Origin of the sequence: Streptomyces sp. CB01580, assembly GCF_001905795.1 — a bacterium.
Taxonomy (GTDB): Bacteria; Actinomycetota; Actinomycetes; order Streptomycetales; family Streptomycetaceae; genus Streptomyces.
Genome location: NZ_LIXJ01000023.1, coordinates 35,761 through 49,191, shown reverse-complemented (window position 1 = coordinate 49,191; position 13,431 = coordinate 35,761). Strand labels below are relative to the sequence as shown.

The window sequence follows — 13,431 nt, the reverse complement described above, 5'->3', positions numbered from 1 at the left end:
TGCACCGCCGTACGCGGCGGGCTCACCGTCGTACGCGCGGCATCCCCAGCCCGATCCACGAGATGATCTCCCGCTGGATCTCGTTGTTGCCGCCGCCGAAGGTGAAGACGACGGCGGACCGGTAGCCGCGTTCGAGTTCGCCGTGCAGCACGGCGCCCGCCGAGCCCTCCTTGAGGGGGGCCGCCGATCCGACCACCTCCATCAGCCAGGCGTAGGCGTCGCGGCGGGCCTCGGAGCCGTAGACCTTGACGGCGGAGGCGTCCTGCGGGGTGAGGGTTCCGTCCTGGACGGCGGACACCATCCGCCAGTTGAGCAGCCTCATGGCGTCGAGCCTTGCGTGGGTGCGGGCGAGGAGTGCGCGGACCCAGCCGAGGTCGACGACGCGGCGGCCGTCGGCGATCCGGGTGTCCGTGGCCCAGCGCTGGACGTCGTGGAGGGCGCGGACGGCCATGGTGCCGTGGGCGGCGAGGGTGACGCGTTCGTGGTTGAGCTGATTGGTGATCAGCCGCCAGCCCTTGTTCTCCTCGCCGACGCGGTGGGAGACCGGGACGCGCACGTTCTCGTAGTAGCTCGCGGTGGTGTCGTGGGAGGCGAGGGTGTTGATCAGCGTGCAGGAGTAGCCGGGGTCGGTGGTCGGGACGAGCAGCATGGTGATGCCCCGGTGCGCGGGCGCGTCCGGGTCGGTGCGGACGGCGAGCCAGACCCAGTCCGCGGTGTCGCCGTTGGTGGTCCAGATCTTCTGCCCGTTGACGACGTACGTGTCGCCGTCGCGCACGGCCCGCGTCCTGAGCGCGGCGAGGTCGGTGCCCGCGTCGGGTTCGCTGTAGCCGATGGCGAAGTCGATCTCGCCGGAGAGGATCTTCGGCAGGAAGTAGCGCTTCTGCTCGTCGGTGCCGAACTGCATGAGGGTGGGACCGACGGTGTTGAGGGCCATCAACGGCAGCGGCACGCCCGCCTGGGCCGCCTCGTCGAAGAAGATGAACTGTTCCCTCGGGCTCAGCCCGCTGCCGCCGTATTCCACGGGCCAGCCGGCGCCGAGCCGGCCGTCGGCGCCCAGGCGCCGGATCGTCTCGCGGTAGAACTTCTTCTGTGCCGCGGGGTCGGTGTGGCGGGCAAATGCGTTCTCGGGGACCAGTTCGGCGAAGTACGCACGCAGTTCGGCGCGCAACTGCTGCTGCTCAGGCGTGTATGCGAGGTGCACGGCCCCTCCAGGAGTCTCGCGGTCGCGTCGCTCGTGTGCGGCGGCGCACACAGTAGAACGTGTTGCAAGAATCCGGAAGGGCCGGGGCGGGCCCGACGGGGTCGGCACTTGGCGACGCGCACCCGACGGGCGGTCCGCGCTTGACGGCGCGCATCCGACGGACGGTCAGCGCTTGACGGCGCGCAGGACGACGAACTTCGGGTTGCCCGCGACGGTGGCGCAGTCGCCGAAGATGCGGCGCAGCCGGATGTGGTGGCCGAGGTGCCGGTTGCCGACGACCCACAGCTCGCCGCCCGGACGCAGCGCGGCGTGCGCCCCCCGGAACATGGCGCGGGCCGTCGCGTCGGTGGTGGCCCGGTGGGAGTGGAACGGCGGGTTGTTGAGAACCAGGTCCACGCTGCCGGGTGGTACGTCCGTGAGTCCGTCGCCGACCACGAAGTCGGCCTCGGCGCCGGGTCCGGCGTTGGCCCGGAAGGTCTCCTCGGCGGAGGCGACCGCCTGGTACGACTCGTCGATGAACGTGACCCTCGCCGCGGGGTTGGCGAGCGCGGCGGACAGCCCGACGACGCCGTTGCCGCAGCCGAGGTCGACGACCCGGTCCGGGCCGCCGCGTGCGGGGAGGTGCCCCAGGAAGAAGCGGGTGCCGATGTCGAGGCGGTCGGCGCAGAAGACTCCGGCGTGATTGGTGACCGTCCGGCCGGAGGCCGGGCCGATGCCCTCGGGCAGGGCGTAGCGGAGCGGCCAGGGACTGGGCGTGCGTGCCTTCGCCGGATCGGGCGTGCAGAAGATGAGCCGGGCCTTCCTGATCGCCAGGGAGGTGCGGGTCGGGCCGATGATCCGCTCGAAGAGCGCGAGCGTGGAGGTGTGGATCTCCTTGGCCATGCCGGTACCGATGACGACGGTGCCGGCATGGACGGCCGGGGCGAGCCGGTGCAGCTGGTCCTCCAGGAGGGCGAGGCTCTTGGGGACGCGCACCAGCAGGACGTCGACGCGGTCGGGCGGCGTGTCCCTGGTGGACAGCAGGCGCACGGCGTCCGCTCCGATGCCGTTGCGTTCCAGATTGGCGCGGGTCGCTCGCTGGGACAGCCAGGATTCGCTGATCAGCACGGGACGGTGTGCCGCCAGGGCGGTGCCCAGGGCGCCCCAGCGGTCGCCCACCACGACCACGGTGCCCGACAGGCCGACCGGCTGCGTCCCGTCGGCCCCCTCCAGCCGCCGCAGCAGATACTCGTCGGCGGCGTCCCAGGCACGGAACGGATCGCGCGGGTCCTCGGGGAAGCGGGCCAGCTCGTATCCGGCCTCTGACGTCGTCAAACGGTTCATCGTGCACCCAGGCTAGCCGAGCCGCGGGGAGCGCCCCACACGCTCCCCGCCGCCGGCTCCCGGGTGCACGCCGCGCCGGAGCGGGCCCTGCGCTACGGCAGCACCTTGTCGATCGCCGAACGGCCCTCCCGGGCGAGCCTGCGCTCGGCCCATCGGAGGTTCTCCGGAGTCAGGTCCCGCCCGGAGGCGAGCACCAGGTCCTCCGGGGTCGGTTCATCGCTACCACCCGTGTGCAAGAGGCTGTCCGGGGTCACTCCCCCGGCCATGGATACGGATTCGGGCTCGTCGCTCATGCCGCCTCCTCGTCCTTTCCGACATTCTCGCGCCGCGCCCGGTCCGGCGCATCCCATGCCCGGGCACCCCCTCCACCACCCCGCCCGCCCCGCACAGGAGGCGTCACTTGACCTGCACATGATAGGTACACAGCGTTCACACCATGGTCACGGTGCGTGTGGAAGGCTCCCGCTGACCAGCCCACCACACGTCCGCCGCGGCGCCGTCCCCCCTTCGTGACCGGTGTCGCGGCGCCCGTCCTTCCGGAGAGGACACCCCCACATGTCCCGTCGTCACCTTCGTCACCGGCGCCCGCTGCTGGCGACGTTCGCCGCGTTCGCGGTGCTCGCCGGCACCGCGGCCGCCGCGCCCGCGGCCACCGCCCGGACCGCCCCCGCCGCCGCACCGCTCCAGACCCTGGACGACACGTACTACCAGGACGCGATGGGCAAGTCCGGCACCGCGCTCAGGAACGCGCTGCACACGATCATCAGCAAGCAGACCAAGATCTCCTACAGCCAGGTCTGGGACGCGCTGAAGAACACGGACCAGGACCCCGCCAACTCCTCCAACGTGGTCCTCGTCTACTCCGGCCGCTCGATATCCAAGAACAGCAGCGGCGGCTCGGTCGGGCAGTGGAACCGCGAGCACGTCTGGGCCAAGTCCCACGGCGACTTCGGCACCGCCACCGGCCCCGGGACCGACATCCACCACCTGCGCCCGGAGGACGTCCAGGTCAACTCCATCCGCGGCAACAAGGACTTCGACAACGGCGGCAGCCCGGTCAGCGGGGCCCCGGGCAGCTACACCGACAGCGACTCCTTCGAGCCGCGCGACGCGGTCAAGGGCGACGTGGCCCGCATGATCCTCTACATGGCGGTGCGCTACGAGGGCGGCGACGGCTTCGCCGACCTCGAACCCAACGAGCGGGTGTCCAACGGCTCGGCCCCGTACATGGGCCGTCTCTCCGTGCTCAAGGCGTGGAGCCAGGAGGACCCGCCGGACGCCTTCGAGAAGCGGCGCAACGACGTCATATTCGACCGGTACCAGCACAACCGGAACCCGTTCATCGACCACCCCGAGTGGGTCGAGTCCATCTGGTAGGCGCCCGCCGGACGCGTGACCGCCGACGAGCCACCGGGCGGCCCGTCGGCGGCCGCGCCCCGTACGCGGCCGGGGAAGCGACCGGTCCGCGTGCTCCCCGCACGGAGACCGCCGTTCGGCACGGGCGCGCGGGCGGCCGACGCTCACAGGCATGCGGGTCCCCGGGGCCGCTGGGAGACTGGGATGGTCCCCGACGGGCACGGGAGAAGTCCCGCGAAAGGCCCCCGGGGGCGGGTCCCCCGGAGAGGAGTGAGCGCACCATGCCACGTGGATCGAACGCCAAACGGGAACGGCAGTACGAGCACATCAAGGAGAGCGCGCAGGAGCGCGGGGTCGGCGAGGAACGGGCGGAGGAGATCGCGGCCCGTACGGTCAACAAGGCACGTGCCCGCGCGGGCGAGTCGAGGACCGCGAGCCGGACGTCCATCGAGGACATGTCGTCGTCCCGGCGCGGCGGTCTGCGCTCCCACAGCGGGGCGGCGGGTCCCACCCGCGACCAGCTCTACGAAGAGGCGAAGAAGAAGAACATCCACGGGCGTTCGAACATGACGAAGGACGAACTGGCCCGGGCTCTCGGTCGCTGAGCGCACGTCGTCGGGGCCGGGCCGCGCGGCCCGGCCCCCTCGCATCCGGCTCACCGGCGCATGCGTCGTCAAGACGCGCGTCGACGGCGCATGCACGTCGTGGGCGGGCGCGCGTCCACGGCCCCGGGCGCGTCAGCCGCCCCAGGTCCAGTCGGCCACCTCGGGCAGGTCCACACCGTGCTCCCTGATCCAGTCGTGGTGACGGGTACGGGCGTCGGCCATCGCCTGGCGCACCGCCACGGCCCGCACGCCCAGGCCGGGCACCCGGTCGATCACGTCCATCACCAGCCGGTAGCGGTCCAGGTCGTTGCGGACCACCATGTCGAACGGCGTCGTGGTGGTGCCCTCCTCCTTGTATCCCCGCACGTGGAGATGCGCGTGACCGGCCCGCCGGTAGGCCAGACGGTGGATGAGCCACGGATAGCCGTGGTACGCGAAGATCACGGGGGTGTCCCGGGTGAACACCGCGTCGTACTCCGCGTCCGGCATGCCGTGCGGATGCTCGTCGCGGGGCAGCAGCCGTGCCATGTCGACCACGTTGACCACGCGTACGGCCAGTTCCGGCAGGTGACGCCGGAGCAGGTCGGCGGCGGCCAGCGTCTCCAGGGTGGGGACGTCACCGGCGCAGGCGAGCACCACGTCCGGTTCGCGGGAGCCGTCCTCGGTGCCCGCCCACTCCCAGACCCCGGCTCCCCGGGCACAGTGCGTGCGGGCCTGGTCCATGGTGAGCCAGTCGTGGCTCGGCTGCTTGCCGGCCACGATCACGTTGACGTAGTCGCGGCTGCGGAGCACGTGGTCGGCGACGGAGAGCAGCGTGTTGGTGTCCGGCGGCAGGTAGACCCGGACGACCTCGGGGCTCTTGTTGAGGACGTGGTCGACGAAGCCGGGGTCCTGGTGGGAGAACCCGTTGTGGTCCTGACGCCAGACGTGCGAGGTGAGCAGGTAGTTGAGGGAGGCGATGGGGCTGCGCCAGGTCAGCCTGCGGGCGGTCCTGAGCCATTTGATGTGCTGGTTGACCATCGAGTCGACGATGTGGGCGAACGCCTCGTAGCAGGAGAACAGCCCGTGCCGCCCGGTGAGGAGGTATCCCTCCAGCCAGCCCTGGCACAGGTGCTCCGAGAGCACCTCCATGACGCGGCCGTCGTGCGCGAGGTGTTCGTCCGTCGGCAGGATGCGCTCCTGCCATGCCTTACCGGTGGCTCCGTAGAGGGCGTCGAGCCGGTTCGAGGCCGTCTCGTCGGGGCCCACCACGCGGAAGTCGCGGCGGGCGGCGGTCGCGGCCATCACGGCCTCCAGGAGCCCGCCGAGCACCCGGGTCGGCTCGTGCAGCACGGTGCCGGGCTTGTCGACGGCGACGGCGTGCTCCTCCAGCGGCGGGAGGGGCAGCTCCCGCAGCAGCAGCCCGCCGTTGGCGTACGGAGTCGCTCCGAGGCGGGCGTCGCCGTCGGGCACGCAGTCGAGCACCTGCGGGGCGGGGCGGCCCGAAGCGTCGAAGAGTTCCTCCGGCCGGTAGGAGCGCATCCACTCCTCCAGTTGCCGCAGATGGCCGGGGTTGTCGCGGACACCGGCGAGCGGTACCTGGTGGGAGCGCCAGGTGCCCTCGACGGGCACGCCGTCGACCTCGGCCGGGCCGGTCCAGCCCTTGGGGGTGCGCAGCACGATCATCGGCCAGTGGGGCCGTTCGGCGGTGGCGCCGGTGCGGGCGGCCTCCTGGATCTCCCGGATGCGGTCGACGGCCCGGTCCATGGCGGCGGCCATCGCCCGGTGGACGGTGAGCGGGTCGTCGCCACCGACGTAGAGGGGGTCGTGCCCGTATCCGCGCAGCAGGGCGTCGAGCTCGGTCTCGGGGAGGCGGGCGAGGACCGTCGGGTTGGCGATCTTGTAGCCGTTGAGGTGGAGGACCGGGAGGACGGCTCCGTCGTGCACCGGATCGAGGAATTTGTTGGAGTGCCAGGACGCGGCCAGCGGCCCGGTCTCGGCCTCGCCGTCCCCGACGACGCAGGCGACGACCAGGTCCGGGTGGTCGAACGCGGCACCGTAGGCGTGGGTGAGGGCGTAGCCGAGTTCACCGCCCTCGTGGATGGAGCCGGGGGTCTCCGGTGCCACGTGGCTGGGCACCCCTCCGGGGAAGGAGAACTGCTTGAACAGCCGCCCCATGCCGGGGGCGTCCCGGCCGATGTCGGGGTACGTCTCCGAATAGGTGCCCTCCAGCCAGGAGTTGGCGAGCACGGCCGGCCCGCCGTGGCCGGGTCCCCAGACGCACAGGCCCTGGACACCGCGGGACTTGATGATCCGGTTGAGATGCGTGTGGACCAGGTTGAGTCCCGGCGAGGTGCCCCAGTGGCCGAGCAGACGCGGCTTGATGTGGTCGCGGGCGAGCGGCTCGGTCAGGAGCGGATTGGCCATGAGGTAGATCTGGCCGACGGCCAGGTAGTTGGCGGCCCGCCAGTGTGCGTCGAGTGCGGCGATCTCCTCGTCGGAGGGTCCGGGCGTCGCTGCCGGGTGGGCGGCGTGACTCATGTGCTTCTCCTAAGGGCTGTCCCGTAATCCCTGACGGGCGCTCGACGACAGCTACGGCACCTCGCCGCGTTGTCGGAACGTCCGGATACATCCAGTATGCGGACGTCCCTCCGCCTTGCGATGCACCGCATCTGACACCGTGCGCTGATCCGCCAGAGATTACGGGGCAGCCCTTCGATCGTGTCCGGCGCGGCGCGCCGTCCGCCGCCCGCACGGCGAGGTGCGGACGGCGGGCGTGACCGCGAGGCGGAAGATCAACCTCGTACGGACATACTCGGACGAATCCTTCGCCACGGCGAGTGTGCGGGGCGAGGAGTCGTCCGCCGGGCCCCGCGCGGGACGGAACACGGCGCCGGATCACGGCTCCGGAGCGCGGCCTACGCACAAGCCCCGACGGACTCCGGGCCGTACCAGACCGTGGTCGTGTTGCAGAACTCGCGGATGCCGCGACCGGCGAGCTCGCGCCCGTAGCCGGAACGCTTCACCCCTCCGAAGGGCAGCGCGGGGTGGGACGCCGTCATACCGTTGAAGTAGACGCCGCCCGCCTCCAGGTCGCGCACGCAGCGGCGGGCCTCGGCCGCGTCGCGGGTCCACACGTTGGAGCTGAGGCCGAACGGGCTGTCGTTCGCGAGCACCACGGCCTCGTCCAGCGACTCCACGCGGTAGAGCGTGGCGACGGGTCCGAAGGTCTCCTCGCGGTGGATGCGCATGGCGGGGGTGACGCCGGTGAGGACGGTGGGGGCGTAGAACCAGCCGTTCTCCAGCTCGGGGCCGAGTCCTTCGGGCCGGCCGCCGCCGCACAGCACTTCCGCGCCCCGCCGTACCGCGTCGTCCACCAGCTCCTCCAGGTCGGCGCGGCCCCGTTCGCTGGCCAGGGGGCCGATGTCGGTGGACTCCCGCATCGGATCGCCGACCGTCAGGGCGCGCATGCCCGCGGTGAACCGCTCGGCGAACTCCTCGTAGACCCCGGCGTGCACGATGAATCGCTTGGCCGCGATGCAGGACTGGCCGTTGTTCTGCGTCCGGGCGGTCACGGCGGTGCGTGCCGCCGCGGCGACGTCCGCCGACGGCAGGACGAGGTACGGGTCGCTGCCGCCCAGTTCCAGCACGGTGTGCTTCACCTCGTCGCCGGCGATCGAGGCGACCGAGCGCCCGGCCGGTTCGCTGCCGGTGAGGGTGGCGGCGGCGACCCGGGGGTCGCGCAGGACCGACTCGACCGCGCCGGAACCCACGAGCAGCGTCTGGAAGCACCCTTCCGGGTATCCGGCCCGGCAGAACAGGCCCTCCAGGTACAGGGCCGTCTGCGGGACGTTGGACGCGTGCTTGAGCAGGCCGACGTTCCCGGCCATCAGCGCGGGGGCGGCGAACCGCACGACCTGCCAGAGCGGGAAGTTCCACGGCATCACGGCGAGGACGACACCCAGCGGGCGGTGGCGCACGAAGGCCCGGGTGGCACCGGAGTCCGCCACGTCGGCCGGAGCGGGGTGCTCGTCCGCGAGGAGCTCCTCGGCGCGCAGCGCGTACCAACGCATCGCCTTGGCGCATTTGGCGGCCTCCGCACGGGCCGCCGCGAGGGGTTTGCCCATCTCGGTGGTCATGGTGCGCGCGATGTCCTGCTGGTCCTCGTCGAGGAGGTCGGCGGCCAGGCCGAGCAGTTGGGCCCTCTCCTCGAAATCGGTGGTGCGCCAGTGCCCGAACGCGGCGTGGGCGGCGGCGAGCCTCTGCTCGATCTCCGCCGCTCCCAGCGCCTCGAACGTTCGGAGCGTCCGGCCGTTCGCGGGGTTGACCGTCGCGATGGGCATGGCTGTGCTCTCCTTGCCTCGGTACTTCGACCGTGCCGCGCCATGCGCCGTACCGCAACGCGGGACCTTCCCGGACCGGCGCGGTCCCCGCCGGAATGCCGGACCGGCGCGGAGCCTGCGCGCCGGGGGCGCGCCGTCCGCGCCGGGGGCGCGTCCCGGCCGAGCCGGTGGTACGGGTCCCGGGGCCCGGCTCAGACGAGGGCGGGAGCGGCGTCGGCCGTCGTGGTGACGTCGGCGGGCGTGTCCACGACGGCGACCGGTGGGCGGCGGAACTCACGCCCTCCGGGCAGCGGCGCGGTCGGCATGGTCCCGGCGGTGCGCGGCTCCTTCGCGTACCGGGTGAACCACACGACCTTGCCCTCACCGGTGCGGCAGGTGCCCCAGCTGTCGCTGAGCGCCATGACCCGGCCGAGACCACCGCCGCCGCCGTCGAGCAGCCGCGGCATCTCGGTGCTGCCGTCGGCGACGGAGACCGTGAGATGCCGCCCCGACCAGCGCAGTTCGACGACGCAGCGGTCGCGGTCGCCGACATGCCGGTGGACGTTGGTGAGCAGTTCCTCCACGCCCCGGCACACCGGGCGGACGTGGAGTTCGAGACTCCAGTGGCGGAGGTGCGCGGCGACGATGCGCCGCACCTGTGATATACGCTCTGCCGAAACCTGGAATTCGACCAGATAGTGCCGGTCGATCTGAACGGTCATCGTCGAGGCTCCTCACATCGGGGCCCACTGACTTCGCCTCATCGAAACCAATGACCCCCCGAACACGAAGAGTGAGTGGATGTCACTTCTGGGTCACTCCACAGCGTGGCCCGTTGGAGCGGCCCCCGCAACACGGGGACGGCGCGCCTGCCGCACGGCGGGGCCCTTCCGGCTCAGAGCAGGTACGGCAGCAGCGTGTCCGGGGTGAGCGGCAGGGTCCGCAACCGGACGCCGGTGGCGTGCCGGACCGCGTTGCCGACGGCCGCCGCCGCGCCCACGATGCCGATCTCGCCGATGCCCTTGCTGCCCATCGGGTTGAGGTGGGGGTCGTCCTCGTCGATCCACCGCGCCTCGATCCACGGCACGTCGGCGCTGACCGGCACGTGGTAGGAGGCCAGGTCGGTCTCGGTGAAGTCGCCGAAGACGGGGTCCAGGGCGCTCGCCTCGGTCAGGGCCATGCCGATGCCCATCGTCATTCCGCCGATGAACTGGGAGTGCGCCGTACGGGAGTTGAGGATGCGTCCGGCGGCGAAGACGCCGAGCATCCGGCGCACCCGCGTCTCGCCGGTGCGCGAGTCGACGGCGACCTCCGCGAAGTGCGCGCCGAACGCGTGCCGTGCGTAGGGGGATTCCTCGGAGACGTCCCGCCCGGTGTCGGCGTGGGCCGTCAGCCCCTCGGGGGGAAGGGGGCCCGTGCGCTCGTGGAGCAGTCGCAGGAGGGCGGTGGACGCCTTGTGCACGGCCCAGCCCCACGAGGCGGTTCCCGAGGAGCCCCCGGCCAGGGAGGCGTCGGGCAGGTCGCTGCTGCCGATGTCGATCCGGACGTTCGTCACCGCGGTGCCGAGCGCGGCGGCCGCGATCTGCGCGAGCACGGTACGGGCTCCGGTCCCGATGTCGGTGGCGTTGACGCGGACGTGGTACGAGCCGTCGGGTGCCGCGTGCGCGGAGGCGGCGGAGGGCATGACGTACACGGGATAGGTGGCGGAGGCCGCGCCCGTGCCGATGAGCAGCGGCCCCTCCTCGCGGACGGCGGGGCGCGGGTCGCGATCGCGCCAGCCGAAGCGTGCGGCCCCCTCCTCCAGGCAGGCGGCGAGGCCGCGGCTGCTGAACGGACGCCCCGAGTCGGGTTCGTCCACCGGGTCGTTGCGCAGGCGGAGTTCGACCGGGTCCATGCCGAGGGCCGAGGCGAGTTCGTCCATGGCGGACTCCAGCGCGTACATGCCCGGCGCCTCGCCCGGGGCGCGCATCCAGGACGGGCTCGGCACGTCGAGGGCTGCGACGCGGTGGGTGGTGCGGCTGTGCCCGGATCCGTACATCACCCGGGTGGGAACGGCCGCCTGCTCCACGAACTCCTTGACGGTGGAGGTGTGGGTGGCGACCTCGTGGACGATCGAGGTGAGGGTGCCGTCGTCCTCGGCTCCGAGCCGGACCCGCTGCACGGTGGGCGCGCGGTGGCCGACGACGGCGGCCAACTGGCGTCGCGGCAGGGCTACCTTGACGGGACGTCCGGTGTGCCGCGCGGCCATGGCGGCCAGCACGGTCTGCGGGCGCGGGGTGCCCTTGGAGCCGAAGCCCCCGCCGACGTGCTCGGCGACCACGGTGATCTGCCGCGGGCGGAGCCCGAACGCGGCGGCGAGGCTGTCGCGGACCGTGGTGGAGCCCTGGCTGGAGTCGTACACGGTCAGGTGGCCGTCGTCGGTCCATCGCGCGGTGGTGGCGTGCGGCTCCATGGGGTGGTTGTGCAGGGGGCCGATGGTGTAGGTGGCGTCGATCTGGACGGGCGACGTGGCGAAGGCGCGTTCGGCGTCGCCGCGCTCCCGAACGGCGGGATAGCCACCGTTGACGGTCTCGGGGGTGTAGAGGCCGGTGTGCTCGGCGGTCAGCAGGACGTCGTGCGGGGCGGTCGCGTAGGAGATCCGCAGCGCCTCGGCCCCGGCCCGGGCCTGTTCGAGCGTGTCGGCGACCACGAGCGCCACGTACCAGCCACGGTGCGGGACCCGGTCGTCCTGGAGGACGGCGAGGACCGGGTCGTCCGGTTCCTTCAGCGCCGGGGCGTTGCCGTGGGTGAGGACGGCGCGCACCCCGGGCATGGCCAGCGCCTCCTCGGCGCCGACGGCGGTGACGCGGCCGTGGGCGATCGTGGCCGGGACGGGCCACCCGTACAGGCAGCCCGGCGGGGTGTGCTCGGCGGCGTAGCGGGCGGCGCCCGTGACCTTGTCCCGGCCCTCGCGGCGGACGACGGGGCTGCCCAGTGGTGACGGGGCCTGGCTCATGACGGGTCCTCACGTCTGCGGATCGGTGTGTCGGCGTGACCGCGGTCGGTCAGCCGTCGGCGGCGAGTTCGCTCAGCGCGTCGACGGCCAGGCTGTGGGCGAGGCCCACCTTGAACGCGTTGTCGCGCAGGGGGCGGGCCCCGGCGAGTTCGGCGTCCGCGGCCCTGGCGAAGGTCTCCTCGGTGGCGGGCGCGCCGCGCAGCACCCGCTCCGCGGTGCGGGCCCGCCACGGCCGGTGGGCGAGGCCCCCGAAGGCCAGTGCCGCGTGGGCGATCCGTCCGTCGCGGACGCTCAGCACGGCGGCGACGGAGGCCAGGGCGAAGGCGAACGAGGCGCGGTCGCGGGCCTTGCGGTAGACGGAGCCCGCGCCGTCCGGGACGGGCGGCAGGACCACATGGGTGACGAGTTCGCCGGCCCGGAGCTCGGTGTCCCGGTCCGGGGTGTCGCCGGGCAGCCGGTGGAAGTCCGTGGCCGGTACGGTCCGTTCGCCGTCCGGCCCGTGCAGGAGGACGGTGGCGTCGAGGGCGGCCAGGGCGACGGCCATGTCGGACGGGTGGGTGGCGACGCAGTGCTCGGAGTGGCCGAGCACGGCGAGATCGCGGTGGGCGCCCTCGCGGGCGGGGCAGCCGGTGCCGGGTTCCCGCTTGTTGCACGGCTTGGAGACGTCCTGGAAGTACAGGCAGCGGGTGCGCTGGAGCAGGTTGCCACCGGTGGTGGCGGTGTTGCGGAGCTGCCCGGAGGCACCGGACAGCAGCGCCTGCGACAGGGCCGGGTAGCGGCCGCGCACGGCGGGGTGGGCGGCCAGATCGCTGTTGCGCACGGTCGCGCCGATGCGCAGGCCGCCGTCGTCGGTGTCGGCCACCTCGGTCAGGGGCAGCCGACTGATGTCGATGAGCAGGCGGGGGGTCTCCACCCCCAGCTTCATCAGGTCGACGAGGTTGGTTCCGCCGCCGAGGAATCCGGCGCCGGGGTGGGCGGCGTGCTCGCGGACCGCCTCGGCGGCGGTGCGGGCGCGGAGGTAGGCGAAGGGTCTCACGGCGCCACGTCCTCGATCGCCTCGACGATGCGGGGATAGGCGCCGCAGCGGCAGAGATTGCCGCTCATCCGTTCGCGGATCTCGGCCGCGTCCAGCGGGGCCGGGACGGCCACGGGCGCGGTGCGCGCGGTGGCGTGGGACGGGAAGCCGTCCGCGGCCTCGCCGAGCATGCCGACGGCGGAGCAGATCTGGCCGGGTGTGCAGTAGCCGCACTGCAGGGCGTCCCGTTCCAGGAAGGCTTCCTGGAGGGGGTGGAGCCGGTCGCCTTCCGCGAGTCCCTCGACGGTGGTGACGCGGGCGCCGTCGTGCGCCACGGCGAGCAGCAGGCAACTGTTGGCGCGGCGGCCGTCGACGATGACGGTGCACGCCCCGCACTGTCCGTGGTCGCAGCCCTTCTTCGCGCCGGTGAGGCCGAGGTGCTCGCGCAGGGCGTCCAGGACCGTGGTGCGGTGATCGAGCGTCAGCGTCCGCTCCGTTCCGTCGACGTACAGCGTCAGGGTGGACCGGTCGACGGTCGTGCCCGTCGTTCCCGGCTGCCCCGCGCCGCCGTCCCGCCTGTGTGAGGGATCCACTCGCCCGCACCTTTCAGAGGTGGACTTTTGCCCGTTTTGTAC

At 72.6% G+C, this 13,431-nt stretch carries 11 protein-coding genes; 2 read left to right on the top strand and 9 right to left on the bottom strand.

Annotated elements, in window-relative coordinates:
• Positions 1-22: 22 nt before the first annotated feature.
• The 3 genes from AMK22_RS27715 to AMK22_RS27705 form a co-directional block, all read right to left on the bottom strand.
• Complete coding sequence (locus tag AMK22_RS27715; protein WP_073789423.1) at positions 23-1,201, bottom strand: acyl-CoA dehydrogenase family protein; 1,179 nt, start codon at positions 1,199-1,201, stop codon at positions 23-25.
• A 165-nt stretch (positions 1,202-1,366) separates the two neighbouring features.
• Complete coding sequence (locus AMK22_RS27710; protein ID WP_073789421.1) at positions 1,367-2,524, bottom strand: methyltransferase; 1,158 nt, start codon at positions 2,522-2,524, stop codon at positions 1,367-1,369.
• 92 nt (positions 2,525-2,616) lie between these two features.
• The gene (locus AMK22_RS27705; RefSeq protein ID WP_073789419.1) at positions 2,617-2,817 is read right to left on the bottom strand and encodes a hypothetical protein; all 201 of its coding nucleotides are present in this window, start codon (positions 2,815-2,817) and stop codon (positions 2,617-2,619) included.
• Positions 2,818-3,079: 262 nt separating this feature from the next.
• Between AMK22_RS27705 and AMK22_RS27700 the strand changes: the two genes are divergently transcribed.
• A complete protein-coding gene (locus tag AMK22_RS27700) occupies positions 3,080-3,901 on the top strand; it encodes an endonuclease I family protein (RefSeq protein WP_073789418.1) in 822 nt (273 codons plus the stop codon).
• A 260-nt stretch (positions 3,902-4,161) separates the two neighbouring features.
• A complete protein-coding gene (locus tag AMK22_RS27695; protein ID WP_073789416.1) occupies positions 4,162-4,485 on the top strand; it encodes a plasmid stabilization protein in 324 nt (107 codons plus the stop codon).
• Positions 4,486-4,617: 132 nt separating this feature from the next.
• Here the strand turns inward: AMK22_RS27695 and AMK22_RS27690 are convergent, their stop codons facing one another.
• The 6 genes from AMK22_RS27690 to AMK22_RS27665 all read right to left on the bottom strand — a co-directional run bounded on the left by AMK22_RS27690 (position 4,618) and on the right by AMK22_RS27665 (position 13,389).
• On the bottom strand, positions 4,618-7,005 hold the full coding sequence (locus AMK22_RS27690) for a phosphoketolase family protein (RefSeq protein WP_073789415.1): 2,388 nt from the start codon (positions 7,003-7,005) through the stop codon (positions 4,618-4,620).
• 377 nt (positions 7,006-7,382) lie between these two features.
• Positions 7,383-8,807 carry an NADP-dependent succinic semialdehyde dehydrogenase gene (locus tag AMK22_RS27685; protein WP_073789413.1) on the bottom strand — a complete coding sequence of 475 codons (1,425 nt, stop codon included), beginning with the start codon at positions 8,805-8,807 and terminating at the stop codon, positions 7,383-7,385.
• A gap of 191 nt (positions 8,808-8,998) precedes the next feature.
• A complete protein-coding gene (locus AMK22_RS27680; RefSeq protein ID WP_073789411.1) occupies positions 8,999-9,508 on the bottom strand; it encodes an ATP-binding protein in 510 nt (169 codons plus the stop codon).
• Between the two features lie 173 nt (positions 9,509-9,681).
• Entirely contained in the window at positions 9,682-11,781 is a 2,100-nt protein-coding gene (locus AMK22_RS27675) for a xanthine dehydrogenase family protein molybdopterin-binding subunit (RefSeq protein WP_073789409.1), read from the bottom strand.
• 49 nt (positions 11,782-11,830) lie between these two features.
• Entirely contained in the window at positions 11,831-12,817 is a 987-nt protein-coding gene (locus tag AMK22_RS27670; protein WP_073789408.1) for an FAD binding domain-containing protein, read from the bottom strand.
• On the bottom strand, positions 12,814-13,389 hold the full coding sequence (locus AMK22_RS27665; protein WP_073789406.1) for a 2Fe-2S iron-sulfur cluster-binding protein: 576 nt from the start codon (positions 13,387-13,389) through the stop codon (positions 12,814-12,816). Before AMK22_RS27665 ends, AMK22_RS27670 begins: the two co-directional genes overlap by 4 nt.
• Positions 13,390-13,431: the final 42 nt, after the last annotated feature.

Bases quoted from the DNA above. Each gene is read 5' to 3' on its own strand.
- AMK22_RS27710 (WP_073789421.1), bottom strand. From the start codon at position 2,524: ATGAACCGTTTGACGACGTCAGAGGCCGGATACGAGCTGGCCCGCTTC.
- AMK22_RS27705 (WP_073789419.1), bottom strand. From the start codon at position 2,817: ATGAGCGACGAGCCCGAATCCGTATCCATGGCCGGGGGAGTGACCCCG.
- AMK22_RS27700 (WP_073789418.1), top strand. From the start codon at position 3,080: ATGTCCCGTCGTCACCTTCGTCACCGGCGCCCGCTGCTGGCGACGTTC.
- AMK22_RS27695 (WP_073789416.1), top strand. From the start codon at position 4,162: ATGCCACGTGGATCGAACGCCAAACGGGAACGGCAGTACGAGCACATC.
- AMK22_RS27690 (WP_073789415.1), bottom strand. From the start codon at position 7,005: ATGAGTCACGCCGCCCACCCGGCAGCGACGCCCGGACCCTCCGACGAG.
- AMK22_RS27685 (WP_073789413.1), bottom strand. From the start codon at position 8,807: ATGCCCATCGCGACGGTCAACCCCGCGAACGGCCGGACGCTCCGAACG.
- AMK22_RS27680 (WP_073789411.1), bottom strand. From the start codon at position 9,508: ATGACCGTTCAGATCGACCGGCACTATCTGGTCGAATTCCAGGTTTCG.
- AMK22_RS27675 (WP_073789409.1), bottom strand. From the start codon at position 11,781: ATGAGCCAGGCCCCGTCACCACTGGGCAGCCCCGTCGTCCGCCGCGAG.